The 26685-nt window shown below is 67.1% G+C and carries 19 protein-coding genes; 11 read left to right on the top strand and 8 right to left on the bottom strand.

The genetic code is table 11. From position 1 onward, the window contains the following. Positions 1-8 precede the first annotated feature (8 nt). Complete coding sequence (locus ABD866_RS01270; protein ID WP_345060425.1) at positions 9-782, bottom strand: protein-L-isoaspartate(D-aspartate) O-methyltransferase; 774 nt, start codon at positions 780-782, stop codon at positions 9-11. A 3-nt stretch (positions 783-785) separates the two neighbouring features. Continuing rightward, positions 786-1565 (bottom strand): 5'/3'-nucleotidase SurE, encoded by a 780-nt coding sequence (surE, locus tag ABD866_RS01275; RefSeq protein WP_345060427.1) that lies wholly within the window; start codon positions 1563-1565, stop codon positions 786-788. Positions 1566-1739: 174 nt separating this feature from the next. Between surE and ABD866_RS01280 the strand changes: the two genes are divergently transcribed. From ABD866_RS01280 to ABD866_RS01295, 4 genes are all read left to right on the top strand, one after another. Beyond that, positions 1740-2714 (top strand): NADPH:quinone oxidoreductase family protein, encoded by a 975-nt coding sequence (locus ABD866_RS01280; protein ID WP_345060429.1) that lies wholly within the window; start codon positions 1740-1742, stop codon positions 2712-2714. Positions 2715-2785: 71 nt separating this feature from the next. Further along, positions 2786-4321 (top strand): GGDEF domain-containing protein, encoded by a 1536-nt coding sequence (locus ABD866_RS01285; protein ID WP_345060431.1) that lies wholly within the window; start codon positions 2786-2788, stop codon positions 4319-4321. Further along, the gene (locus ABD866_RS01290) at positions 4318-5910 is read left to right on the top strand and encodes an alkaline phosphatase D family protein (RefSeq protein WP_345060433.1); all 1593 of its coding nucleotides are present in this window, start codon (positions 4318-4320) and stop codon (positions 5908-5910) included. Before ABD866_RS01285 ends, ABD866_RS01290 begins: the two co-directional genes overlap by 4 nt. Before the next feature lie 230 nt (positions 5911-6140). After that, positions 6141-7958, top strand: a complete 1818-nt coding sequence (locus tag ABD866_RS01295; RefSeq protein WP_345060435.1) for a gamma-glutamyltransferase family protein — start codon at positions 6141-6143, stop codon at positions 7956-7958. Positions 7959-8194: 236 nt separating this feature from the next. Here the strand turns inward: ABD866_RS01295 and ABD866_RS01300 are convergent, their stop codons facing one another. Next, entirely contained in the window at positions 8195-9844 is a 1650-nt protein-coding gene (locus ABD866_RS01300; protein ID WP_345060437.1) for an acyl-CoA synthetase, read from the bottom strand. 133 nt (positions 9845-9977) lie between these two features. Here ABD866_RS01300 and dnaG point away from each other — a divergent pair, with 133 nt between their 5' ends. The 4 genes from dnaG to ABD866_RS01320 all read left to right on the top strand — a co-directional run bounded on the left by dnaG (position 9978) and on the right by ABD866_RS01320 (position 17473). Then, positions 9978-11912 carry a DNA primase gene (dnaG, locus tag ABD866_RS01305; protein ID WP_345060439.1) on the top strand — a complete coding sequence of 645 codons (1935 nt, stop codon included), beginning with the start codon at positions 9978-9980 and terminating at the stop codon, positions 11910-11912. A 258-nt stretch (positions 11913-12170) separates the two neighbouring features. Then, positions 12171-14564: an RNA polymerase sigma factor RpoD gene (gene rpoD / locus ABD866_RS01310; protein ID WP_345060441.1), complete on the top strand. Its 2394-nt coding sequence runs from the start codon at positions 12171-12173 to the stop codon at positions 14562-14564. Between the two features lie 243 nt (positions 14565-14807). Continuing rightward, positions 14808-15830, top strand: a complete 1023-nt coding sequence (locus tag ABD866_RS01315) for a Bug family tripartite tricarboxylate transporter substrate binding protein (RefSeq protein WP_345060443.1) — start codon at positions 14808-14810, stop codon at positions 15828-15830. A gap of 32 nt (positions 15831-15862) precedes the next feature. Next, positions 15863-17473: a methyl-accepting chemotaxis protein gene (locus tag ABD866_RS01320; RefSeq protein ID WP_425549527.1), complete on the top strand. Its 1611-nt coding sequence runs from the start codon at positions 15863-15865 to the stop codon at positions 17471-17473. A 63-nt stretch (positions 17474-17536) separates the two neighbouring features. On the opposite strand, the gene ABD866_RS01325 is transcribed toward ABD866_RS01320, so the two are convergent. After that, the gene (locus tag ABD866_RS01325) at positions 17537-18781 is read right to left on the bottom strand and encodes a CaiB/BaiF CoA transferase family protein (RefSeq protein ID WP_345060447.1); all 1245 of its coding nucleotides are present in this window, start codon (positions 18779-18781) and stop codon (positions 17537-17539) included. A gap of 232 nt (positions 18782-19013) precedes the next feature. On the opposite strand from ABD866_RS01325, the gene ABD866_RS01330 reads away from it, so the two are divergent. After that, positions 19014-19322, top strand: a complete 309-nt coding sequence (locus ABD866_RS01330; protein ID WP_345060449.1) for a winged helix-turn-helix transcriptional regulator — start codon at positions 19014-19016, stop codon at positions 19320-19322. Between the two features lie 78 nt (positions 19323-19400). Further along, positions 19401-19760, top strand: a complete 360-nt coding sequence (locus ABD866_RS01335) for an FKBP-type peptidyl-prolyl cis-trans isomerase (RefSeq protein ID WP_345060451.1) — start codon at positions 19401-19403, stop codon at positions 19758-19760. 134 nt (positions 19761-19894) lie between these two features. Here the strand turns inward: ABD866_RS01335 and ABD866_RS01340 are convergent, their stop codons facing one another. The 4 genes from ABD866_RS01340 to ppsA all read right to left on the bottom strand — a co-directional run bounded on the left by ABD866_RS01340 (position 19895) and on the right by ppsA (position 25370). After that, positions 19895-20383, bottom strand: coding sequence for a hypothetical protein (locus ABD866_RS01340; protein ID WP_345060453.1), 489 nt, complete (start codon positions 20381-20383; stop codon positions 19895-19897). Between the two features lie 161 nt (positions 20384-20544). Further along, complete coding sequence (locus ABD866_RS01345) at positions 20545-22632, bottom strand: sodium:solute symporter family protein (RefSeq protein ID WP_345060454.1); 2088 nt, start codon at positions 22630-22632, stop codon at positions 20545-20547. After that, a complete protein-coding gene (locus ABD866_RS01350; protein WP_345060455.1) occupies positions 22625-22957 on the bottom strand; it encodes a DUF4212 domain-containing protein in 333 nt (110 codons plus the stop codon). The genes ABD866_RS01345 and ABD866_RS01350 overlap by 8 nt, the downstream gene beginning before the upstream one ends. A 19-nt stretch (positions 22958-22976) precedes the next feature. Next, complete coding sequence (gene ppsA / locus ABD866_RS01355) at positions 22977-25370, bottom strand: phosphoenolpyruvate synthase (RefSeq protein WP_345060456.1); 2394 nt, start codon at positions 25368-25370, stop codon at positions 22977-22979. A gap of 205 nt (positions 25371-25575) precedes the next feature. Between ppsA and ppsR the strand changes: the two genes are divergently transcribed. Then, positions 25576-26397 (top strand): posphoenolpyruvate synthetase regulatory kinase/phosphorylase PpsR, encoded by an 822-nt coding sequence (ppsR, locus tag ABD866_RS01360; RefSeq protein ID WP_345060458.1) that lies wholly within the window; start codon positions 25576-25578, stop codon positions 26395-26397. Positions 26398-26685: the final 288 nt, after the last annotated feature.

Raw genomic sequence — 26685 nt, forward strand, 5'->3', positions numbered from 1 at the left:
GTTCCCCTTCAGGCAATCCCCGATTTTAGGGGGACAAAATGAACGGGCTCGAGCACGCTTTGTTTCAAGCCGTGCGGGGTTTTGTCGATCACCAGCAACACCTGACCAGCCCCAGACAAGGCCAACGGTGCCACCAGCCGCCCTCCGACCGCCAATTGGTCGCACCAAGCGGCCGGAAGCGCATCGCCGCCAGCAGCGGCGATGATGCCGGCGTAAGGGGCGCCGCGCGGGTAGCCCAGCATGCCGTCACCCAGCATGAGATGCACGTTCGCCAAGCGAAATGGCCGCAGGTTGTCGCGGGCTTTTTCGTGGAGCCCGCGCAGGCGCTCGATGGTGTACACCTCACGGGCCAGCTGGCTCAGCACGGCGGCCTGGTAGCCACAGCCCGTACCGATTTCCAGCACACGGCCCAAGCCGCCCTGGCGCGCACCCTCAGCCTGCAGCAGCAGTTCGCACATGCGCGCCACAATGCTCGGCTTGGAGATCGTCTGGCCCAAGCCAATCGGCAGGCTCGTGTCCTCGTACGCCTGGTTGACCAGGGCGGTATCGACAAAACGATGGCGCTCAACCGTGCCCATGGCCTGCAGCACCGCCGCCGACGCAATCCCGGCCGACGCGAGCCGCTGCACCATGCGTCCACGCACCGCCGCGGAATCAAGCCCCACACCAGTCGGAGATGACACCGCGGGCAGCGCGCCCCCTGCAGCCGGCGTGCTGCGACGCGGTTCGACGGCCGGCGCCTTGGCCGACCACTGCGCAGGAAAACCCGGACGGCGTTGCATCGGTCAGCCGCCCTGCGTCCCGGGCTTCGTCTCCATCTGTCCCGCCATCTCCTGCCAGGCCAGCAACTGCTCGTGGTCGGTCAGGTCCACCTTGAGCGGCGTGATGGCCACGTGGCCGCGGGCGGTGGCGTGAAAGTCGGTGCCCTCTCCGTCGTCTTTGGCAGGCCCCGCGCCGCCAATCCAGTACATCACTTCGCCACGCGGACTTTGCTGGGTAATCACGCGCTCCGCCGCGTGTCGCCGCCCAAGGCGGCAGACCTGCGCTGGCTTCAAGGCTTCCAGCGGCATGTTCGGGATGTTCACATTCAGCAGCCAGGGCGTCTCGCCAATGCGCCCCCCCGCACGCAGCTGCGAGACGATTTCGCGGGCCTTTGCGGCCGCAGCTTCCAGCTCGCCCCAGCCCTTGTCCACCTGCGAAAACGCAATCGCCGGGATGCCGAACAGATAGCCTTCCATGGCCGCCCCGACGGTGCCCGAATAGATGGTGTCGTCGCCCATGTTGGCACCGTTGTTGATGCCAGACACCACCAGGTCGGGCCGGTAGCCCAGCAAGCCCGTCAGCGCGATGTGCACACAATCGGCCGGCGTGCCGTTGACATAGCGAAAACCGTTGGCCCCCTGGTGCACATAGAGTGGGGAATGCAGCGTCAGCGCATTCGATTTGGCGCTGTTGTTGTGCTCAGGGGCAACCACATCGACCTCGGCAATCGCGCTGAGGGCCGCGTGCAGGGCCACAATGCCCGGGGCCTGAAAACCGTCGTCGTTGGAAAGCAGAATCTTCATGGTGCGCAGGGCGAAGTTGCAAGCGATTGTAGGTGTGCCCCGATGCCCCGCGCCGGGGCTCCGGTTGCCGGGATAGTGGTCGCGCGAGGGACAACACCGTGGCGCGGCGGCTGCCTATCATCCGGGCTGACCGGGCTTTAACCGCCCCCATTGCCCACGACCACAGGAGACACCATGCACGCCTGGCTTTGCACCAATCCCACCGGGGTCGAGGCCCTGACCTGGACCGAACAGCCCACGCCCGCGCCCAAAGCCGGCGAAGTGCTCATCGAGATCAAGGCCGCGAGCCTGAACTTCCCTGATCTGCTGATCGTTCAGAACAAGTACCAGATCAAACCCCCGCTGCCCTTTGTGCCCGGCTCCGAATATGCGGGCGTCGTGCAGGCCGTGGGCGAAGGCGTCACACACCTCAAGCCGGGCCAGGCGGTCGCCTGCCTGTCGGGCACGGGTGGCTTTGGCACCCACACGCTGGCACCGGCTGCGCTGTGCATGCCGCTGCCCCCACAGTTCCCGATGGTGGATGCGGCGGCATTCATCATGATCTACGCCACGTCCTACCACGCGCTCATTGACCGCGCGGCGCTGCGCGCTGGCGAAACCGTGCTGGTGCTGGGCGCGGCAGGCGGCGTGGGCACGGCCGCCATCCAGATCGCCAAGGCTGCCGGGGCGCGTGTGATCGCGGCCGCCTCCACCGACGACAAGTGCGCGCTGTGCACCTCCATCGGCGCCGACGCCACCATCAACTACAGCCGTGACAACCTGCGCGATGCGCTCAAGGCATTGACCGATGGCAAGGGCCCCGACGTGATCTACGACCCGGTGGGCGGCGACTTTGCAGAACCCGCCTTCCGCTCGATTGCCTGGCGCGGGCGCTACCTAGTGGTGGGGTTTGCCTCGGGCCCCATCCCATCGCTGCCGCTGAACCTGCCGCTGCTCAAGGGCGCATCCATCGTCGGTGTGTTCTGGGGCGACTTTGCCAAGCGCGAGCCCAAGGCCAATGCGGCCATGATGGGCGAGCTGGCCCAGTGGTACGCGCAGGGCAAGATAAAGCCGGTGATCGACCGCACCATGCCCATGGCCGAGCTGCCCGCCGCCTACGCCCACATGGGCTCGCGCGGCGTCAAGGGCAAGCTGGTACTGGTCAACTGAACCGGCCAGCACGGCCGTGGCTGTGTCACACTCTCGGGCACTTTGTGTGCCCATGAGAACGCTGCCCGGCCATGGCTGAACGTCCCCCCTCGGAAATCGCCCGCGAAACCCTGAAACTGCTGGCCAGCCGGCGGCTGGCGCCCACCCCCGACAACTACCAGGCGCTGTACGACGAGATTGCCGGCAGTCGCTCGGTCATGCCGTTTCCGGACGGTCCGATGGCCAGCATCCTGCGGGTCATGCCCGGACAAACCCCAGCGCAGAAGCGCCTGCTGGGCCAATTCGAGCGGGCGGTGGCCCAGCGCGACTGGACGGCCGTGCAGAGCACGCTGGTGGGTTATGCCAACCTCGCGCTGCAGCCCGCAGCGGGCGCCACTCCGGTGGCGACGGCGAGCGACGATACGCCGCCCGCCAATCTGCCGCCCGACTTTGCCGAGACCTTGGCGCGGCTGGTGGACACCCTGCAGCCCTCTCTGGGTGAAGACGATGCGCGCATGACCGCCATGGCACAGCAGGTCTCCACATTCCTGCGAGACCCGCCCGCACCGATCTCGACCGCGCAGCTCATGCTGCAGAACTTCGTATTCCGTCTGTCGTTCGCCACCGAAGAGCAGGCCGCCATCCGCAGCACGCTGCTGAACCTGCTGCATCTGATCTTCGAGAACATCAGCGTGCTCAGCGTGGACGACAAATGGCTGCACGGCCAGGCGCAAGCGCTGACGGCGGCGTCCACCCCGCCGCTGACGCTGCGGCGGCTCGACGATGTGCAGCTTCGCTTGAAGGACGTGATCTTCAAGCAGACCGAGGCCAAGGCCCGCGCCGTGGAAGCGCAGGAGCAGATGAAGGACATGCTGGCCACCTTCATTGAGCGGCTGGCGCAGATCACCGATTCAAGCACCACCTACCAGGGCACGCTGGAGCGATGCGCCGACCTGATCGGCAAGGCCGAAACCCTGAGCGAGATCGCCCCGGTGCTGCAGGAGGTCATGGCCGCAACGCGCGCCATGGCGCTCGACAGCCGGGTGGCGCGCGAAGAGCTGCAAGACCTGCGGGAGCGCACCGATGTCAAGCGCGCCGAAATTGCCAAGCTGCAGGAAGAACTCGACCGCGCCAGCACGCAGGCGCGGCACGACCCGCTGACCGGCACGCTCAACCGCAAGGGGCTTGACGAGGCCATGGAGCGCGAGATTGCGCGCGCGCGCCGCATGGGCACGCCACTGTGCATTGCGCTGCTGGACCTCGACAACTTCAAGAAGCTCAACGACCGCCTGGGCCACACCGCCGGGGACGCCGCCCTCATGCACCTGGCCCAGGTCACACGCGAAGTCATGCGTCCGCAAGACCTGCTGGCCCGTTACGGCGGCGAAGAATTCGTGATCGTGCTGCCCGACACCACCACCGAGCAGGGCATTGCCGCCATGACGCGGCTGCAGCGGGAGCTGAGCACCCGATTCTTCCTGCAGGGCAGCGAGAAGGTGCTCATCACCTTCAGCGCAGGCGTTGCGCAGATCCACGACAGCGAAGACAGCCAGGACGTGGTGCGCCGCGCCGACCAGGCCATGTACCTGGCCAAGCGCGCCGGCAAGAACCGCGTGCACGCGGCATGAGCGCCCCGCGGCAGGGCCCGCTGGTCGGGCGGCGTGGCTGGCTGGCGATGGCCGCCAGCACCGCGGCCGCCACCAGCCTGCCGCGCTGGGCCTGGGCCACGGCGCCCCTCACGCAAGACCCGTTTGCGCTGGGCGTGGCCAGCGGCGACCCGCTTCCCGACGGCGTGGTCCTCTGGACGCGCCTTGTCGGCCTGCCGGCCGCTGCGCAGCAACCGCTCACGGTGCACTGGGAAGTCGCCCACGACGAGCGCTTTGCCCACGGGGTGCAGCGCGGCCAGGCCACCGCCCTGCCCGGCCTGGGCCACAGCGTGCATGTGGAAGTCCAGGGCCTCGCGCCCGACCGCTGGTACTTCTACCGCTTCCGCCATGGCGATGCGACCAGCCCCACGGGCCGCACGCGCACCGCACCCGCGGCCGACGCCCTGCCCGCTCGCCTGCGCGTGGCCTATGCCTCGTGCCAGCGCTGGGAGCACGGTCACTATGCCGCCTGGCGGCACCTGGCCCAGCACGCGCCCGACCTGGTGCTGTTTTTGGGCGACTACATCTACGAATACGCGCCGCCGCGTGACACCGCCGGGCTGGCGCGTACCTCCAACCTGCCGCTGGCCACCACGTTGGCCGACTTCCGCGACCGCTACGCGCTGTACCGCAGCGACCCGGCCCTGCAGGCCGCGCACGCCGCCTGCCCCTGGGCTGTGACCTGGGACGACCACGAGGTGCAGAACGATTACGCGGGCAACACCGGCGTGGGGGACGACCCGGCGCAGTTGCTGGGCATCCGGGCGGCCGGCTGGCAGGCCTTCTACGAACACATGCCGCTGCGCACCAGCGCCCGCACCGATGCCGCGTTTGGTGCGCTGCAGCTGTACCGCAGCCTCGCCTGGGGCCGGCTGGCCCACCTGCATCTGCTGGACCTGCGGCAGTTCCGCAGCCGCCAGGCCTGCCGCCGCAGCAGCGCAAGCGGTGCGGGGCAGGTGTCGCCCACCGACTGCGCCGAGCTGGTGGACGCCACGCGCACCCTGCTGGGCCCGGCGCAAGAGCAATGGCTGGGCGCCGCACTGCAGGCCGACGCCCGCCCCGACGCCACGCGCTGGAGCGTGATTGCGCAGCAGACGCTGCTGGCCCCGCGCTTACAGCCCTCAGGCCGGCTGTTTGCCGACGGCTGGGACGGCTACCCCGCCGCACGCGACCGCCTGCTGCAGGCCGTTGCCAACGCTTCACCCCGCAACACCGTGCTGCTGGGCGGCGACATCCACCAGAACGTGGTGGCGCGCCTGCACGCGCAGGTGGTGGACGGCGGGCAGATGGCCGGCCCCGTGATTGCCAGCGAGTTCTGCGGCACCTCCATCAGCTCGCGCACCGGGGCCACGCCTGCGCAGATGGACGCCCTGGTGCGCCAGCACCCGCACCTGCTGCTGGCACGGCCCGACAAGCGCGGCTACGGCGTGGCCGAGATCACGCCCCGCCGCTGGACGGCCACCTTGCTCGCCGTGGACGACCCGATGCGCGCCGACAGCGCGGTGGCACCGCTGGCGCGCTTTGTGGTGGAAGACGGCCGCCCCGGCCCACAGCGCGACGACAGCGCCTGAGCGGCGGCCCATGCAGTCCATGCACCGCAGGCACTCAACGCTATTCTTTTGATAGCTGCTCGTGCTTGATTCAAAAGCACGAGCAGCCCATTTGTACCCCAACCACACGAGCGCCACCCACGGGCTCGGCGCGCACCCGCGGCTGCGCAGTACGATGCAGCGTGCACCCCAATTCATCCCTTCGCCCACGACAGGAGTCCCGTATGGTCCGCCCCCGCCCCACCCCTCCCATGTCTGCATCCACCACCGCGACCGCTTGGGCCGTGCTGGCTGCCGCCGCCCTGCTGGCTGGCTGCGCCAGCACCCCGGCCAGCTTCAGCTACACCCCGCCGCCAGCCGCCGCCCAGCCTGAGGCGGCCTCGGGCTACACCGAAAAGCCCGGCTGGGCCACGCAGAAGTTTGCCGTGGCGGCGGCCAACCCGCTGGCCACCGACGCGGGCTACCAGGTGCTGCGCGCGGGCGGCTCGGCGGTGGACGCCGCCATTGCCGTGCAGATGGTGCTGACGCTGGTGGAGCCGCAATCGAGCGGCATTGGCGGCGGTGCGTTCCTGCTGCACTTTGACGGCAAGCAGGTCGAGGCCTTCGACGGCCGCGAGACCGCCCCCGCGGCCGCCGACGAGCGCATGTTCCTGGGTGCCGACGGCAAGCCCATGGCCTTCCACGACGCCGTGGTGGGCGGCCGCTCGGTGGGCGTACCCGGCACCGTGCGCATGCTGGAGCTGGCGCACCGGCAGCACGGCAAGCTGCCCTGGGCGGCGCTGTTCCAGCCCGCCATCACACTGGCTGAAGGCGGCTTCAAGGTGAGCCCGCGCCTGCACACGCTCGTCAAGGGCGACGCCCACCTCAAGAAAGACCCGGTGGCTGCGGCCTACTTCTACAAGCCCGACGGCGACGCGCGCGACGTGGGCTTCAACCTGCGCAACCCCGAGCTGGCCGCCGTGCTGCGCCGCATTGCGGCCGAGGGCAGCAAGGCCCTGCACGAAGGCGAGATCGCCCAGGCCATCGTGGACAAGGTGCGCAACCACCCCAGCAACCCGGGCCGCCTGAGCACCGCCGACCTGGCCGGCTACCAGGCCAAGAAACGCGAGGCGCTCTGCGCCGACCACCCCGTGGCCGCGCGCACCTACCGCATCTGCGGGTTCCCGCCGCCCAGCTCGGGCGCAATTGCCGTGGGGCAGATCCTGGGCATCCTGCGCAACACCAACGCAGGCACGATCCCGCTGCAGGACGGCCTGCCCAACGCCGAGTGGCTGCACCTCTACACCGAAGCCGCACGCCTGGCCTTTGCCGACCGCGGCCTGTATGTGGCCGACCCGGACTTCGTCGCCCCGCCCGCAGGCAGCTGGATGAGCCTGCTCGATCCGGCCTACCTCGCGCAACGCGCCAAGCTGATCGGCCCCTCCAGCATGAAGGTGGCACAGCCCGGCACGCCTGGCGCGGTGAAAACCAGCTACGCGCCCATGCCCGATCAGCCCGAGTACGGCACCAGCCACATCAGCATCGTGGACGCGCAGGGCCGCGCCGTGGCCATGACCACTACCATCGAAGACCAATTCGGCGCGCGCCAGATGGTCAAGGGCTTCTTGCTGAACAACGAACTGACCGACTTCAGCCTGGCCCCCACCGACGCCAGCGGCCAGCCAATTGCCAACCGCGTGCAGCCGGGCAAGCGCCCGCGCTCGTCCATGGCCCCCACGCTGGTGTTCGACAAGGCCACGGGCGAACTGCTGATGAGCGGCGGCAGCCCGGGCGGCGCGGCCATCATCCACTACACGGCCAAGACGCTGTACGGCGTGCTGCACTGGGGCATGCAGCCCCAGCAGGCGATCAACCTGCCCAACTTCGGCTCCATGAACGGCCCGACGCTGCTGGAGGAAAAGCGCTTCCCGCCCGCCACCGTGCAAGCGCTGCGCGCCAAGGGCGCCGAAGTGCGCGAGCAGGCCATGACCAGTGGCCTGCAGGCCATCACCCGCGGCCAGGTGCAGGGCAAACCCATGTGGCTGGGCGGCGCCGACCCGCGGCGCGAGGGCATCGTGATGGGGGACTGAGCGCCCGCCGGGCCCTGGCGTACGCAGGGCCCCAGCGGCGGCGGCCTGTGCCGCCAGGCCCCTGGGCAGGCGGCGCACCGGGTTGCGGCCAACGCCAGATGCATGGCGTGCTACGCGTGCAAGGCGTGTAAGGCCCTGGTGGGCAGAAAGCCAAATAGCCTGCTCGTGCTTATAAATCAAGCACGAGCAGCTATCAAAATCCTAGCAAATGTCTTCCGGCACCTTGTGGGCTGCGGTCACACATCAATCGCCTGCGCCGACCCCGCCTGCTTGCGCAGCTCAAACTTCTGGATCTTGCCGGTGCTGGTCTTGGGCAGTTCGCCAAACACCACAGCCCGTGGCAGCTTGAAGCCTGCCAGGTGGGCGCGGCAGTGCGCCACGATGTCTTCGGCCGTGACCTGGGCGCCCGGCTTGAGCTCGACAAACGCGCAGGGCGTTTCGCCCCACTTCGGGTCGGGCTTGGCGACCACGGCGGCGGCCAGCACGGCCGGGTGGCGGTAGAGCACATCTTCGACCTCGATGGACGAGATGTTTTCGCCGCCCGAGATGATGATGTCTTTGCTCCGGTCCTTGATCTTGATGTAGCCGTCGGGGTACTGCACGGCCAGATCGCCGCTGTGGAACCACCCGCCCCGAAACGCGTCGGCCGTGGCCTGCGGGTTCTTGAGGTAACCCTTCATCGCGATGTTGCCGCGGAACATGATCTCGCCCATGGTTTCGCCGTCCCAGGGCACGGGCTGCAGCGTGTCGGGGTCGAGCACGCGCACGTCGCGCTCCAGGTGGTAGCGCACGCCCTGGCGGGCATTGAGGCGCGCGCGCTCGCCGATGTCGAGCGCATCCCAGGCCTCGTGCCGGGCGCACACGGTGGCCGGGCCGTACACCTCGGTCAAGCCATACACATGGGTCAGGTCAAAGCCCATCTGCTCCATGCCTTCGATCATCGAAGCCGGCGGCGCGGCCCCGGCGACCATGGCCTTGATGCCTGCAGGCACGCCCTGCTTGAGCGCGGCCGGCGCATTCACCAGCAGCCCGTGCACGATGGGCGCGCCGCAGTAGTGCGTGACGCCGTGCTCACGCATGGCGTCGAACACGGCCTGCGCATCTACGCGCCGCAGGCACACGTTGACGCCCGCGCGCGCCGCCACCGTCCACGGAAAGCACCAGCCGTTGCAGTGGAACATGGGCAGCGTCCACAGATACACCGCGTGCTTGGGCATGTCCCATTCCAGGATGTTGGACAGCGCATTGAGCGCCGCGCCGCGGTGGTGGTAGACGACGCCCTTGGGGTTGCCCGTGGTGCCGCTGGTGTAGTTGAGCGCAATCGCGTCCCACTCGTCGGCCGGCATCTCCCAGGCAAAGCCCGGGTCACCCTGGGCCAGCAGGTCTTCGTAGGTGAGCGTGCCCAGGCGCTGGGCGGCCGGGCCGTACAGCGCGTCTTCCACGTCGATGACGAGCAGTGGTTCGGTGCGCTGGCGCAGCGCCAGGGCGCGCGCCATCACGGGGGCAAACTCCGGGTCCACGATCACGCAGCGCGCCTCGCCGTGGTCGAGCATGAAGGCGATGGTCTCGGCATCAAGCCGGGTGTTGAGGGTGTTGAGCACGGCGCCGGCCATGGGCACACCAAAGTGGGCTTCGACCATCGGCGGGGTGTTGGGCAGCATCACGGCCACGGTGTCGTGCTTGCCGATGCCGTGGGCGCGCAGCGCACTGGCCAGGCGGCGGCAGCGGGCATCGGTCTCGGCCCAGGTCTGGCGCAGCGGGCCGTGCACGATGGCCAGCCGATGGGGGTACACCTCGGCGGTGCGCTCCAGAAAACCGATGGGCGTGAGCGGCGCGTGGTTGGCGGCGTTGCGGGGCAGATCCTGGTCGTAGGGGCTGGGGGTCATGGCGGTCTCCTCGGGTCTCCACAAAGGCAGACGGGCATTACAGCAGCCCTGCCTGACGATGGCCTGAGCACCAGCCACCGCCGCGCGGAAGGCCATGCGGGGCACACCACGGGGCCTGGGCCACAATAGCGGCGTGTCCATTCCGCAGTCGTTCATTCAGGAGCTGCTCGCCCGCGTCGATGTGGTCGAGATCGTGGGCCGCTACGTGCCGCTCAAGAAGAGTGGCGCCAACTTCATGGGGCTGTGCCCCTTCCACGGCGAAAAGTCGCCATCGTTCAGCGTCAGCCCGTCCAAGCAGTTCTTCCACTGCTTTGGCTGCGGCAAGAACGGCAACGCCATCGGCTTTTTGATGGACCACGCGGGCATGGGCTTCGTCGAAGCCGTGCAGGACCTGGCCCAGCAGGTCGGCCTGCAGGTGCCCGACGACCGGTCCACGCCGCAAGAGCGCGAACGCGCGGCCGCCCAGCGAGCCAAGCAGCTCACGCTGACCGACGTGCTCGAAAAAGCCGCCGAGGCCTACGCACGCCAGCTGCGCGAATCGCCGCGGGCCATTGCCTACTTCAAGGGGCGCGGCGTGTCGGGCGCGGTCGCCAAGCGCTACGGCCTGGGCTATGCGCCCGAAGGCTGGCGCAGCCTGGCCAGCGTATTCCCCCGCTACGACGACCCGCTGCTCGAAGAAGCGGGCTTGGTGATCACCAGCGAGGACGATGCCGACAAACGCTACGACCGCTTCCGCGACCGGGTGATGTTCCCGATCCGGAACGTCAAGGGCGAATGCATCGGCTTCGGCGGACGTGTGCTCGGCGACGACAAACCCAAGTACCTGAACTCACCCGAGACCCCGGTGTTCCACAAGGGGCGCGAGCTGTACGGGCTCTTCGAGGCCCGCACGGCCATCCGCGAGGCGGGGTACGCGCTCGTCACCGAAGGCTACATGGACGTGGTGGCGCTGGCGCAGCTGGGCTTTCCGCAGGCCGTGGCCACGCTGGGCACGGCCTGCACGCCCGAACACGTGCAAAAGCTGCTGCGCTTTACCGATGCCGTGGTGTTCAGCTTTGACGGCGACGCCGCCGGCCGCCGCGCGGCGCGCAAGGCGCTCGAAGCCGCCCTGCCCCACGCCACGGACACACGCAGCATCCGTTTTCTGTTCCTGCCACCCGAACACGACCCGGACAGCTTCATCCGCGCGCACGGCAGCGACGCCTTTGCCCGCTGCGTGGGCGATGCCGTGCCGCTGAGCCGCTTTCTGGCCGACGCCGCCAGCGAAGGCTGCGACCTCGGCACGGCCGAGGGCCGCGCGCACATGGCCGCCAACGCCCGCCCGCTGTGGGCGGCGCTGCCAGACGGCGTGCTCAAGCGCCAGTTGCTGGCCGACCTGGCGCAACTGGCCCAGTTGCCCGCGGCCGACCTGGGCGCGCTGTGGCAGCAGGTCGCACCGGCCGAACGCGCGCCCGTGCGCCCTGCAGGCGGTGCCCCTACTGACGGCTGGGCACCACCCGAGGCAGCATGGGCTGGCGAGCCCGAGCGCCCGCGCTGGAGCCCCGGCGCCCCACGCCGAAAACCTTGGGAACCGGGCCGTGGCCGTTGGCCGCGCGAAGCCCCGCCGCCCTTCCAGGGACCACGCCCCGCGCCCGCCAGCCGGGCCGACCATGCGGCCCGGTTGCTGCTGTCGCACATGCAGTTTCTGGAAGAGCTGAGCCCCGAAGACCACCAGGCGCTGTGCGCCGAACCGCCTCCCCACGGGCCGCTGTTTGTCTGGCTGGAAGCGCAGTACCACGAGCATGGCGCCACCCCCTGGGCCGTTTTGCAGACGCAGCTGCAAGGCCACCCTTGCGAGGCGCTGGCCCAACGGCTTATGACCGGCTCGCACGCCCAGACCGAAGGCGACGTGCCCGAACTGCGCCTGGAACTGCGCGGGCTGCTCAACCGCATGCTGATCGAGCACATCAAGGCCGAAGAAAGCGCGCTGGTAGCCCAGGTCGCCCAAGACCCGGCGGCCCTGCAGCGCTACCGCGAACTGCAGGCCAAACGTCGCGCGCTGGAGACAGCGGGCAGCCTGCGGACTTGAAAAAAACCGCCAACGCTATAATGTAGGGTTCATCGGCAAGAGCGACAGCAGCACCTCCGGGCCGGGCCACCGTGACGAACGCGCACAACCGCCCTCCATACCGCAAGGACTGCACACCAAATGATCGCCCAGACATCTTGCCCCTGAGGGCCTGCCCTCAACCGCGAAGGCTGTGCCTTCGCTGTGCCTTCTTCCCGCGCCCGGTTCGGTGGCGCTTGCGATTTCTTTGTGTGTCCGTTTTTGAACCCGAGGTTGTCCATGCCTGCTCAAAAGTCCGCGAAGCCGCTCAAGCCTGCCCCCGCCGCGAAGAAGGCCGCGTCCAAAACCACCGCGACCGCTGCACCCGCTGCTGCGCCCGCACGCAAAACGGCGGCCCCAAAGGCCGCCAAGAGCGTGCCCGCACCAGCGCCCGCGGCCAAGAAAGCCAAGACCGTGCCCGTGACTGCCTCCGTCGACAACGCCCCCGAAGAACCGAAGAAGACCACCCGCGCCAAGGCGGCGCCCGCTGCCGCCCCTGCCGATGACGCGCCTGCCAAAAAACGCCCTGGCCGCCCGGCCAAGGCCGCCACTACAGAGGGCAAGGCCCCGGCCAAGCGTGGTCGCAAGCCCAAGGCCGCCGCTGCAGAGGCTGGATCCGATCTGGACGACACCGACCTGTCGGACATTGAATCGGACCTCGAAGGCGAAGTCGAAGCCGAGGTGGAGGTTGCAGCGCCCACAGCCGAGAAGGCCAAGCCGCTGCGCATGAAAATCAGCAAGGCCAAGGAACGCGCGCTGATGAAGGAGTTCGGTCTTGACGAGACCGTGCTGTCGGAAGAGGACCTTGCCAAGCGCCGCTCGCGCCTGAAGACCCTGATCAAGCTGGGCAAGACGCGCGGCTACCTCACGCATGGCGAAATCTCTGACCACCTCCCGGACAAGCTGGTGGACGCTGAGACGCTGGAAGTCGTGATCTCCATGCTCAACGACATGGGCGTGGCGGTGTACGAGCAGACGCCCGACGCCGAAACCCTGCTGCTGACCAACACCGGCCAGACCGCCACGACCGAAGAGGAAGCCGAAGAAGAAGCCGAAGCAGCTCTCTCGACAGTGGACAGCGAATTCGGCCGCACCACCGACCCCGTGCGCATGTACATGCGCGAGATGGGCACGGTCGAGCTGCTCACACGCGAAGGCGAAATCGAAATCGCCAAGCGCATCGAAGGCGGCCTGCAGGCCATGATGGAAGCCATCTCGGCATCGCCTGCGACCATCGCCGAGATCCTCAACATGGGTGAGGAAATTCGCGAGGGCAAGGTCGTGATCTCCACCGTGGTGGACGGCTTCGTCAATGCCGACGAAAACGACGATTACGTGGCCGAGGAAGACTTCGACGAGTACGACGAAGCCGACGACGACGATGGCAAGGGCGGCTCCAAGGCCCTGACCAAGAAGCTCGAAGAACTCAAGAAGCAAGCGCTGGAGCGCTTTGACCGCCTGCGCGAGCTGTTCGAAAAGCTGCACAAAATCTACGACAAGGAAGGCTACGGCAGCCCGGCCTACATGAAGGCCCAACAGGCGGTGTCGGCAGAGCTGATGACCATCCGCTTCACGGCCAAGACCATCGAGAAGCTGTGCGACATGGTGCGCGCCCAGGTGGACGACGTGCGCAAAAAAGAGCGCGAATTGCGTCGCATCATCGTGGACAAGTGCGGCATGCCGCAGGAAACCTTCATCAAGGAATTTCCGCCCAACCTGCTGAACCTCAAGTGGGTGGAAAAGCAGGCCGCGGCCGGCAAGCCCTGGAGCCCTGTGCTGGCACGCAACATTCCGCCCGTGCAAGAGCTGCAGCAGAAGCTGATGGACCTGCAGGCGCGCGTGGTCGTGCCGCTGGCAGAGCTCAAGGACATCAACAAGCGCATGAACGAAGGCGAAGCCACGTCGCGCGATGCCAAGAAGGAAATGATCGAGGCCAACCTGCGCCTCGTGATCTCGATTGCGAAGAAGTACACCAACCGTGGCCTGCAGTTCCTGGACCTGATCCAGGAAGGCAACATCGGCCTGATGAAGGCGGTGGACAAGTTCGAATACCGCCGCGGCTACAAGTTCTCGACCTATGCCACCTGGTGGATCCGCCAGGCCATCACGCGCTCCATCGCGGATCAGGCCCGGACCATCCGCATCCCGGTGCACATGATCGAGACCATCAACAAGATGAACCGCATCAGCCGCCAGCACCTGCAGGAGTTTGGCTTCGAGCCCGATGCGTCCATCCTGGCCGCCAAGATGGAGATCCCCGAGGACAAGATCCGCAAGATCATGAAGATCGCCAAGGAGCCGATCTCGATGGAAACACCCATCGGGGACGACGACGACAGCCACCTGGGCGATTTCATCGAGGACAGCGCCAACACTGCGCCCATCGACGCCGCGATGCAGGCCGGCCTGCGCGACGTGGTCAAGGACATCCTCGACGGCCTCACCCCACGCGAGGCCAAGGTGCTGCGCATGCGCTTCGGTATCGAGATGAGCACGGACCACACGCTCGAAGAAGTGGGCAAGCAGTTCGACGTGACGCGTGAACGCATCCGCCAGATTGAAGCGAAGGCACTGCGCAAGCTCAAGCACCCCAGCCGTTCGGACAAGCTGCGCAGTTTCATCGACTCGCTCTGACACGACGGCGCGTGCCCGGCGACCTAGCACGCATCGGTTCACAAAGCCCCGCGGCACCCGCCTCGGGGCTTTGTGTTTTTGGGGTGGCGTTCCGGCCAAGGTGCACCACCGAACCGTACGGGTTAACCCGTAGAAAAGGCCACTCCAGGGACAGCCGAATGACAGCTTGATCGGGAACCATGGGCGCACTCACACTGTCACGGAGGAGACATGCCCCCAAGCCAACCAGCGCCCCTGCGCCCCATGGCCCTGCCCGAGCTTCCATCAGGCGCACGCATGAGCCGCCGCCTGGCCCTGCTGCACTGCGCGACGCTGGCCGCTCTGCCCAGCCTGGCATGGGCGCAAACTGCGCGCCCTGCCACCACAGCAAGGCCCGCACGGCTCGCACCGCAATTGCGCATCGTGATTCCGGCCAACCCGGGCGGTGGCTGGGATCAAACCGGACGTGCGCTCGGTGCGTCGCTGCTACAGGCTGGGCTGGCCGAACAAATCGACTACGAGAACGTCGGCGGCAAGGGCGGAACGCTCGGCCTGGCGCACTTTGCCGACAAGTACAGCGGCGACTCCAATGCACTGCTGGTGGGTGGCATGGTGATGGTGGGCGCCGTGGCATTGCAAAAGCCCCGAGTGGACCTAAGCCATGTACGGCCGGTGGCCCGGCTGACGTCGGACTATCTGGTGGTGGTGGTCCCGGCGCAGTCGCCGATCAAGAGCACCCGCGACCTCGTGGCGGCCTTGCGGCAAGACCTCAAGTCGGTACCGATTGCCGGCGGCTCGGCGGGCGGCGTGGACCACATGTTTGCCGGGGTGCTCGTGCGGGCCGCCAAGGCCGCTCCGGACGCGCTCGTGTATCGCCCCCATGCAAGTGGCGCCGATGTGGTGGCCGCCCTGCTCAAGGGCGACGCAGTCGTCGGTATCTCAGGCTACAGCGAAGTCAGCGAGGCGTTGGGTCAGGGCACGCTGCGCGCCATTGGGGTGTCCGCGCGCCGTCCGGTGTTCGGCCTGCCGACCTTCCGCGACCAAGGACTGGACGCTGAGATGGCCAACTGGCGCGGTGTGTTCGCGGGCAGGGACATTCCTGCGGCCCGTGTGGCCGAATGGGCTGGCGCCCTTGAATACACGGCCGCGCAGGAACCCTGGCAAAAGGCGCTGCACAAGAACCGCTGGGAATCGGCCTGGCTCACGGGCAAAGATCTGAGCGAGTTCATTGAACTGAGCCAGACGACTGCCAGCGTGATGGCCTACCTGCTCAAGCTCAAGAGTTGAGCCTGCTCATGAACCTCCGACTGAACGCATCCATGAACATGTCGCGCTTCTCGATTGGCACCCGCATGACGGCCGCGCTCGGCCTGGTGCTCACGCTGGTGATCGGAGCCGCGCTGTTTGGCGTGGGCTCGCTCTACCGGGCCCTGCAGACCTACGACACGACCGTGCAGCAGCGCGTCGCCCAAGAGCGCGCCGTCAGTCGCATGGAAAGCGATTTCAAAACCCAGGTGCTGGAGTGGAAAAACACCCTGCTACGGGGTGAAGACTCGCGCAAGCGCGAACTGCACTGGAAGGCCTTTGAGCAGGCCGAACAGCGGGTGGCTGAGGCGGCCCGCGCGCTGGCCCCCACACTGCCCGAGGCGGCCGAGCGGGAGGCGCTGGCGCGCTTTACCGACGCCCACACCCGCATGGCAGCGGGTTACCGCAAGGGCTTCGAGGTGTTCCAGTCGCTGGGCTTCGTGCCCGCTGCTGGCGATGCCGATGTGGCAGACATCGACCAAGGCCCCGCACAACTGCTAGCCGCCCTGAGCCAGCAGGTGGCCGCCAGCAGCGCCTCCATCGCCCGGGAAGCAGAACGAGACGCGCAGCGGGCACTGGTCAGCAGCCTGCTGGCCCTGGTACTGTTTGCGGCGCTGGGTGCGTTGGCAGGCGTTCTGCTCACACGCTCGGTGGTGCGCCCGCTCCAGACGGCGGTAGAGGTGGCCCACCGCGTGGCCGCAGGCGACCTCAGCACGGAGATTGCTGCGACCGGACGCGACGAAACCTCTCGCCTGCTGCAAGCACTGGCCGCCATGCAGGAACAACTGGAGCAAGTGGTGTCGAACGTGCGCCACAACGCCGAGGGGGTGGCCAGCGCGAGCGCGGAAATTGCCCAGGGCAACGCGGACCTCAGCCATCGCACGGAAGAGCAGGCTGCATCGCTGGACGAGACCACCCAGTCCATGCAGCAACTTGAACACACTGTGCAGCAGAACGCCGAACATGCGCGCGAGGCCAGCGCGCTGGCACGCAGCGGCTCCAACGTGGCAGAACGCGGAGGAGCGGTGGTGGGTCAGATGGTGGACATGATGCAGACCATCCAGGACAGCGCACGCCGCATTGCCGACATCACCGGAGTGATTGACAGCATCGCATTCCAGACCAACATCCTGGCCCTGAACGCCGCGGTGGAGGCCGCCCGCGCGGGCGAGCAGGGACGCGGCTTTGCCGTGGTGGCCAGCGAGGTACGCCATCTCGCCACGCGCAGCGCTGACGCAGCCCACGAGATCAAGGCCTTGATCCAGACCAGCGTCGAACGCGTGCAGGCCGGGTCGGAACTGGCGCGCGAAGCAGGCAGCACCATGACCGAAGTGGTGACGGCAATCCAGCGGGTGAGCACCCTCATGGGCGAGATCAGCGAAGCCAACGACCGCCAGACCCAAGACATGGTCCGCGTCACCCAAGCCATCGTGCGGATGGACGAAGCCACGCAGCAGAACGCAGCGCTGGTCGAGGAGAGCGCCGCAGCAGCCGGCAGCCTCAGCGCCCAGGCGCGGCAACTGGTCGATGCCGTGGCCGTGTTCCGCCTGCACGCTACCGCTGCCCAGGCTGCAGCGCTGGTGCCGGCTGGTACGTCCGTGCGCCCTGCCTTGCGCCACGGCTGAGGCAGCGGGTCCAGACAGCCGCCCTCAGCCACCGGAGCAATCAGGCTAGTGGGGTGGTATCGGTCAACGCACCGCCCCGCTGGCCTGCAAGGCGGCGCACTCGGCCGGGGTATAGCCCAGGCCCTGCAGCACGGCCAGCGTGTCTTGCCCGAGTGGGGGCGGATTGGCGCGCACGCCAGGCCTTTGCCCGCCGATGCGCAGCGGCAGCAGGGCTGTGCGGGCCGATTGCCCGGCACGCTCGCCATCGGGCAAGGTGATCTCGGCCAGTCCGCCCGTGGCCTGAAGATGCGGGTCGTCGAACAGTTGTTCAGGCCGCGCAATGGGGGCATACGGCAGCCCGTGGCGCTCAAACCGCTCAGCAATCTCACTTGCGCGGAATCCAGCCAGCCGCTGGCGCAGATCCGGCATGAGGGTCGGGCGGGCGCGCACCCTGTCGTTGTTGGTCGCCAGACGCGGATCGGCACGCAGATCGTCGAACCCAAAGGCGTCGCAGAAGGTCGCCCACTGCGCATCACTGACGGCGGCCAGGAAAATCTGCTCCCCGTCCTGTACGCTGAACACGTCGTACAACGCCCAGGACGAAATGCGTTCCGGCATGGGCGCGGCAGGCTGCCCCGTGACCGCGTACTGCATCATGTGCTGCCCGACGAGGAACACGTTGTTCTCGAACAGAGCCGAATCGACCTCCTGCCCCCGCCCGGTGATACCGCGCTGCATCAATGCGGCCATGGCACCGATGGCGCCGAACATGCCACCCATGATGTCGTTCACACTCGCGCCAGCGCGCAGCGGATCGCCGGGGCGGCCTGTCATGTAGGCGAGCCCGCCCATCATCTGCACGACTTCGTCCAGCGCCGTGCGGTGCTCGTACGGCCCTGGCAGAAAACCCATGTGGTTCACATAGATGAGCCGGGCGTTCTCGTCGGCCAAGCCCGCGTAGTCCAGCCCGTACTTGCCCATGACCCCGGGTTTGAAGTTCTGCACCACCACGTCGGCCGACAGCGCCAGCCGCCGAGCCGCCTCCAGGCCCCGGGGGTGCCGTAAATCAAGCGCCACGCTGCGCTTGTTGCGGTTGAACATCGGAAAAAAGCCCGCCCCCGCTCCCAGCAAGTGGCGCGTGCGGTCGCCCTCGATGGGCTCGACCTTGATGACTTCAGCCCCGAGGTCGCCCAGCACCATGCCGCAGGTAGGCCCCATGACCATGTGGCTGAATTCGACCACGCGCACACCGGCCAAGGGCAGCGCGCCACCAGCGGCAGCAGTGGATCGTCGGGCAGAGTCGGCAACGGGACGGGAAGAGTCGGTCATGGCAAGGAATCTTGAGCGGGCCGGAGCTGGCCACCAGCAACACGCTGCAGCAACGTCGCAGAGATGCAACAAAATGCAGCATGTAAACCCTTAAATCTGCCGCCAGCGTACAGCAAACAAGCACGACAAGCTACCAAACTTGTAGCAAATACGGTTCCGCGCTATAGTCGGCCGCAGGTTCGGGGGCCCTGTGCTGCCCGGTGACACAATCCCAGCGCCAGGAGAAGCCTGCATGAGCTCCAAGGAAAACGCGGCCATCAACCAGCTGTTCGAACGGCTTGAGTGCCGTTACGCACTGCGCGTGCTGTGGGCGCTGCGCGACGGACATCCACAGACGTTCCGCCTGCTGCAAGACAGCGTGGGCGGCATCACGCCCAACACCCTCAACACCCGCATCAAAGAGCTGCGCGAGGTTGGCTTGATCGACCACGGCAGCGACGGCTACACGGTGACCTCGTCCGGTCAAGACCTGCTCAAGCGCCTGAGCGACGTGCAGGCCTTCGCCACACGCTGGGCATCGGGGCGCGCCCGCGGCAAGTAAGCGCACTGCGCTCCACCACGGCTTCTGGCTTTGCCTGCTGGGCACCAGAAGCTTTTTTCATCCTTGCGAAAGCACACCATGGCAATGATCACCACGGCCTCTGGCCTGCAGTACGAAGACACCGTCGTTGGCGAGGGCGCCGAAGCCGCACGCGGCCAGAACGTATCGGTGCATTACACCGGCTGGCTGTACCAGGACGGACAACAGGGCGCAAAGTTCGATTCGAGCCTGGACCGCCGCGCGCCGTTCGACTTTCCGCTGGGTGCGGGCATGGTCATCAAAGGGTGGGACGAAGGCGTGCAAGGCATGAAGGTGGGCGGCAAGCGCACGCTCATCATCCCGGCGGCCCTGGGCTACGGTGCCCGCGGTGCAGGCGGTGTGATCCCGCCGAATGCCACACTCAAGTTCGACGTAGAACTGCTGGCCGTGGGCCGCTGAGTCTGGGCCCTAGGGCTGCCGTGGCGCTGCAGTGCTGCGGCAGCCGCCCATGCGGGGCTGGCAGGTTGCAGCAGCAGCCCATCAGCTGGCTCAGCTCACGATTGCCCTGAGCTGCACGGAGACCCATCAGGCGGTCAGGCAAAAAGCGCCTGGCGCAGGCGCTCGTATTTGGCCTCCCCCACCGCTTCGCGGATCTGCGGAGCGAGCGCGGCGAGCGCCTCGTAGTTCATCGCCCCCTCCACTGCCAGATTCAGACGGAAGCCCCGCAGCCCCAGGCCAGCCGTCAACTCTGTGGCTACGGGATAGGCATCCTGGAATCGCTGCATCATCGAGCGGCCGGTTTCCGGCACGCCGCCCGAGGCGGGGGCCGCCACCACCGGTGCGGCAGGCGCAGGCGCTGGTGCCGACTCTTGGCCCAGGGGCGCCAGCACGCCCAGATCCCGCATCGCCTGAATGTCTGCCTCGGTGATGCCCATGGCAGCCGTGGCCGCCAGCACATCGGCCACGGTGCGCTTGCCGTCAAACAGGATGAAAGCAGAGCGCTGGCGTGGCGTCAGTGCGCCGTGCCGGTCCTTGAGCAGTTGCTGACCGGCCGATGTTTTGACGAGAACCGTGGAAGGCATGCGTGGTGTAGATGAAAGCCGTCCTGCAGATTCGCACAGCGGGCCAACGACAACCACCCGGGTAACCCTTAGAGACGCGTGATTCGCCCTGCAGGGGAGCCGTATCCGTCGCCAACACGACAGCCCCGAGCCGCGAGGAAGGGCTCGCCCACGCTTGGGGCTCAAATTTCGCGGCGGTCAACCGGGAGGCGTCCCGGACGGGTGAGGCGACTTACAGCCACTGCCACCAGAGCACCGACCGGCACTCCAAACACGCCTGCCGAGATGGGCTGGATACCGAACCAGAGCGTGTCTGCAATCAGCCAGGAAGGCAGGCCGCGGAACGCCGATACATGCGAGAGCATGTAGTACACCGTGATGCCCAGCCCACAGAGCATGCCCGCCACGGCCCCCTGGCGCGTGGTGCCGCGCCAAAAGATACCCAGCACCATGACGGGCACGAAGGCCGAGGCCGCGAGCGAGAAAGAAGCCGACACCATGGGCAAAATGTCCGACGGCTTGAGCGCCGCCACAAACGCCGCCGACAGCGCCACCGTGAGCAGCGTGAACTTAGTCAGAATCACGCGCTGCTCGGGCGAGGCTTCCCGCGCACGTTCGCGAAAGTACAGGTCGCGCACGAGCGCGTTGCTGATGGTGAGCAGCAGGCCGTCGGCGGTGGACAGCGCCGCCGCCAGCCCGCCCGCGGCCACCAGGCCCGACACCACATACGGCAGCCCACCCAGTTCGGGGGTGGCCAGCATGATCAGGTCGGCCCCGAAATGGATCTCGCCAAACTGCACGATGCCGTCGCCGTTCACGTCCTCCACCGACAGCAGCGACGCATCCACCCGCGCCCACTGGGCCATCCAAGCGGGCAAGGCCTCGAAGCTACTGCCCACCAAGTTGTGCAGCACTTCGTACTTCACAAGCGCCGCCAGCGCAGGCGCACTCAGGTACAGCAGCGCGATGAAAAACAGCGACCACCCCACCGAGGCACGCGCCGCCGCCACCGTAGGTGCGGTGTAGAAGCGCGTGAGCAGGTGCGGCAGCCCGGCCGTGCCCACCATCAGGCAGAACATCAGCGCCAGGAAGTTGCGGCGAGCGAGTTCGTACTCGGCCTGCTCTTCTGCAGTGCCGTCAGGATCCCCAGCGTAGGCGGTGGCATGGCGCGGCAGCCCTCCCAGAGGCCGCGCGCGCTCATAGTTCTCGCGCATCTCGCGTGTCCAGCGCTCGCGGGCGGCGGCGGCGTCCCGCGGCAGCGAGGCGAGTTCCCGGCTGGCCGCCACGATCAGGCCCACGTCGGCGTTCTGCGCACGCAGCTGGCGAATGCGTTCGCGCGCGCGCTCGCGCTCCTGCTCCAGGGCAGCCTCCACGTTCTCTAGGCGCCGCTCATAGTCACGAGCACGCTCCAGGTAAGCCTGCACCACCTGGTTTTCCGCGGGCGAATCGAGCAGCTGAGCCTCCAGGTCGGCGATCTTGCCAATCTGCGTGCCATACACCAGGGGAGCCATCGGGTTGCCCAACTGCTTGTACGCCAGCCACGACACCGGGATCAGGAACGCCAGCAGCAGCACCACATACTGGGCCACCTGCGTCCAGGTGATGGCCCGCATGCCCCCCAGAAACGAGCACAGCAGCACGCCGCCCAGGCCGAGCATGATGCCGATCTCGAACTGCACCCCCGTCAGGCGCGAAGCAATCAGACCCACGCCATAGATCTGCGCCACCACGTAGGTGAACGAGCACAGCACCGCCGCCAAGGCCGCAATCACGCGTGGCCAGCGGCCACCAAAGCGCACATGGAAGAAATCGGGCACGGTGTAGATCTGCATGGCCCGCAGGTGCGGCGCGATCAGCATGGCCAGAAGACAGAAACCGCCCGTCCAGCCCAGCAGATAGGCCAGCCCGCCAGGCTGACCCGGACTGCCTGAAAAGCCCTGCAGGTAGAGCGCACCCGACAGGCTGATGAACGAAGCCGCGCTCATCCAGTCGGCGGCAGTGGCCATGCCGTTGTAGAACGGCGGGATGCGCCGCCCGGCGACGTAGTACTCCTCCGAATCCGAGGTGCGGCCATACACGCCGATGCCGGCGTACACCATCACCGTGAGGAACAGGAAGATCGGACCGATCCAGTGGCGCGACAGGCCTTCGTGCTCGGCCCAGGTCATGAGCGCCAAAAAGGCGAGTACGCCCAGTACGTACAACGCCAGGATGCGGTGCAGCCGTCGCTCGTAGGCCGCCCCGGAGAGTGGGCGGAGCGGCTCAGCCATGCCGGTCTGTCGGGCTGAGCGGCGCACCGTCGCCTGCGGCGACCTCGGCCGCTGCGCGCGCATCGGCCGCCTCAAAGTGGTTCATCGCCACGCAGTACACCACCACGATGCCGATGAACACCAGCACAGCCCCTTGCGCAGCCATCCAGTAGGCCAGCGGCCACTCGCCCAACAACAGGTTTTGCAGGTCACGGGCGCAGTAGGCCGTGCCGAACGATACGAGCGCCCAGACCGCGAGCAGCACAGCCTTGAGCCGCAGATGCCGCGCATCGTGCAGCACGGCCACCGCAGACTCCTGCTCGGACTCGGGCGGGATGGGGGCCATGTGCCGCACGGCGGAACGGTCAACCCGCGGCCAGTTGCTGCCAGGTGGCGATCACGCTGTCGGGGTTGAGCGAGATCGACGAAATACCCTCCCGGGCCAGCCACTGGGCAAAGTCCGGGTGGTCGCTGGGCCCTTGGCCGCAGATGCCGATGTACTTGCCCTGCGCACGGCAGGCCTGGATGGCCTGGTGGATCAGCGCTTCCACCGCCGGGTCGCGTTCGTCGAAGTCTTGGGCCAGCAGCTCAAGGCCCGAGTCGCGATCCAGGCCCAGCGTGAGCTGGGTCAGGTCGTTGGAGCCGATCGAGAAGCCGTCGAAGAACTGCAGGAAGCGCTCGGCCAGGATGGCATTGCTCGGCACCTCGCACATCATGATGACCTTGAGCTCGTCCTTGCCGCGCTCCAGGCCGTGGGCAGCCAGCAGGCGGGTCACGCGCTCGGCCTGGCCCAGCGTGCGCACAAAGGGCACCATCACCTGCACATTGGTCAGGCCCATGTCGATGCGCACGCGCTTGAGCGCTTCGCACTCCATGGCAAACGCCTCGCCAAAATCCTCACTGATGTAGCGCGCCGCACCGCGGAAGCCCAGCATCGGGTTCTCTTCCTCGGGCTCGTAGCGGCTGCCGCCAATGAGCTTGCGGTATTCGTTGGACTTGAAGTCCGACAGGCGCACGATGACCGGCTTGGGCCAGAACGCCGCCGCAATCGTCGCCACGCCCTCGGCCACCTTGTCCACATAGAAGGCGCGCGGGCTGGCGTGGCCACGGGCCACGGATTCGACAGCCTTCTTCAGGTCGGCGTCCACATTCGGGTAGTCGAGGATGGCCTTGGGGTGTACGCCGATGTTGTTGTTGATGATGAACTCCAGCCGCGCCAGGCCCACGCCCTCGTTGGGCAATTGGGCAAAGTCGAAGGCGAGCTGCGGGTTGCCCACGTTCATCATGATCTTGGTGGCAATTGGCGGCATCTCGCCGCGCTGCACCTCGGTCACCTCGGTTTCGAGCAGGCCGTCGTAGATCTTGCCGGTGTCGCCCTCGGCACAGCTCACGGTGACCAGGGTGCCGTCCTTGAGGCGCTCGGTCGCGTCCCCACAGCCCACCACAGCCGGAATGCCCAGCTCGCGCGCGATGATGGCCGCGTGGCAGGTGCGCCCGCCACGGTTGGTGACGATGGCGCTTGCGCGCTTCATCACCGGCTCCCAGTTGGGGTCGGTCATGTCGGTCACCAGCACGTCGCCGGGCTGGACCTTGTCCATCTCGGCAATGTTGTGCACCAAGCGCACCGGTCCGGTGCCAATCTTCTGGCCGATGGCGCGGCCTTCGGACAGCACGGTGCCCGTGCCCTTGAGTTTGTAGCGCTGCTCGGCCTGGCCCTTGGCCTGGCTTTTCACCGTCTCGGGGCGCGCCTGCAGGATGTAGAGCTGGCCGTCCGTGCCGTCCTTGCCCCATTCAATGTCCATTGGGCGGCCGTAGTGCTGCTCGATCACCAGCGCGTAGTGCGCGAGCTGTTCGACTTCAGCGTCGGTCAGCGAGTAGCGGTTGCGCTGCTCGGTGGGCACGTCCACGGTCTTCACCAACTTGCCGCTCGCAGCCTTTTCTTCGGGCGAGGAGAACACCATCTGGATCAGCTTGCTGCCCAGATTGCGGCGGATCAGCGCTTTCTTGCCCGCCTTGAGCATGGGCTTGTGCACGTAGAACTCGTCGGGGTTCACCGCGCCCTGCACCACCGTCTCGCCCAGGCCGTAGCTGCTGGTGATGAACACCACGTCTTCGAAGCCCGACTCGGTGTCGATGGTGAACATCACGCCGGCCGCGCCCTGGTCGGAGCGCACCATGCGCTGCACCCCGGCCGACAACGCCACGTCGGCATGGGCAAAGCCCTTGTGCACGCGGTAGCTGATGGCACGGTCGTTGTAGAGCGAGGCGAACACTTCCTTCATCTTGTGCAGCACCTCGTCGATGCCCACCACGTTGAGGAAGGTCTCCTGCTGGCCCGCAAACGATGCGTCGGGCAGGTCTTCGGCCGTGGCCGACGAGCGCACCGCGAACGAAGCCTGCGCATTGCCGGCCGAGAGCGTGGCAAAGGCGTCGCGAATGGCTTTTTCCAGGTCGGCCGGGAACGGCTGGGCCTCGACCATGGCGCGGATCTCGGCACCGGCAGCGGCCAGCGCACGCACGTCCTCGGTGTCCAGCGCGTCCAGACGGGCGTTGATGCGCGCGTCCAGGCCTTCGAATTTCAGGAACTCGCGGAACGCATGCGCCGTGGTGGCAAAGCCCGTGGGCACGCGCACGCCCTGGGGCAGCTGCGAGATCATCTCGCCGAGGCTGGCGTTCTTGCCGCCAACGACCTCGACGTCGCTCATTCTCAGGTTCTCAAACGGAACGACCAGGGCGGTCGCGTCGAACAGTGCAGACATGGGAAAGCTCCAGAAGTTGAAACCGGGTCTGCGCACCTGCCCCGTGCGGGCGAGCGGCGAAGGTCCACGCATGCGGCACGGCTTTGTAGTTCTGCTTGTGGGCCGAAGGGATGCATGGACGGAATTCAGATAATGGGGGCCATTGTAGGCCGACGCCCACGACGCCACTGGCGGCAGGCTGACGCTGTTCACCCCGGGGTTTCACATGCATTCGCGCACTGTCTTTTTCGTCTCCGATGGCACCGGCATCACGGCCGAGACCTTCGGCAATGCCATCCTTGCGCAGTTTGAGCTCAAGCCGCGCCACGTGCGCCTGCCCTTTGTGGACAGCGTGGACAAGGCCCACCAGGCGGTGCGCCAGATCAATCACACGGCAGAACTCGAGGGCAAGCGCCCCATCGTGTTCACCACGCTGGTCAACATGGAGGTGCTGCGCGTGCTGCAAGCCGGCTGCAAGGGCATGCTGCTCGACATGTTCGGCACCTTTGTGAACCCGCTGGAGGTGGAGCTGGGCATCAAGTCCAACCACCGCATCGGCCGGTTTTCGGACGTGAGCCGCAGCAAGGAATACAACGAGCGCATCGAAGCCATCAACTTCAGCCTGGCCCACGACGACGGCCAGAGCAACCGCGACCTGGAATCGGCCGACGTGATCCTGGTGGGCGTGAGCCGCAGCGGCAAGACGCCCACCAGCCTGTACCTGGCCATGCAGTGCGGGCTGAAGGCGGCCAACTACCCGCTGATCCCCGAAGACTTCGAACGCCGCCAGTTGCCGCCCGCGCTCGTGCCCTACCGCAAAAAAATCTTCGGCCTGACCATCAGCCCCGAACGGCTGTCTGAAATCCGCAGCGAGCGGAGGCCGAACTCGCGCTACGCCAGCATCGAGAACTGCCGCATGGAGGTGTCGGAGGCCGAAGCCATGATGCGGCGCGCGGGCATCCGCTGGCTCTCGACCACCACCAAGTCGATTGAAGAGATTGCGACGACGATCCTGCAGGAGATCCGGCCGGAGCGCTTGGTGTATTGAGGGGATTGCGGTGTGTGCAGCGGCTGGGTTGCGTGTGTTTTGGGCCGTTCGTGCTTGCTTCTTAAGCACGAGCAGCTATTAAATTCGTAGCAACTGGTCTGTGGGTCGCAGTGGGCCGCTGGGGTGTGCTGTGGTCCGGGGCCGGGATGTGCGCCCGGCGGCGCAGTGACTTTCTTTTGGGTCGCCAAGAGGGTGTAGAAGAAATAAACTTTGCTCCTGCTGCATCCCCGCAGCAGGAGCAAAGCCATGGCCAAGACAGGCCGCCCCCCAGTCATCCCCCCTGGCGAT

It is taken from the genome of Acidovorax lacteus, from assembly GCF_039540375.1.
GTDB classification, from domain to species: domain Bacteria; phylum Pseudomonadota; class Gammaproteobacteria; order Burkholderiales; family Burkholderiaceae_C; genus Acidovorax_G; species Acidovorax_G lacteus.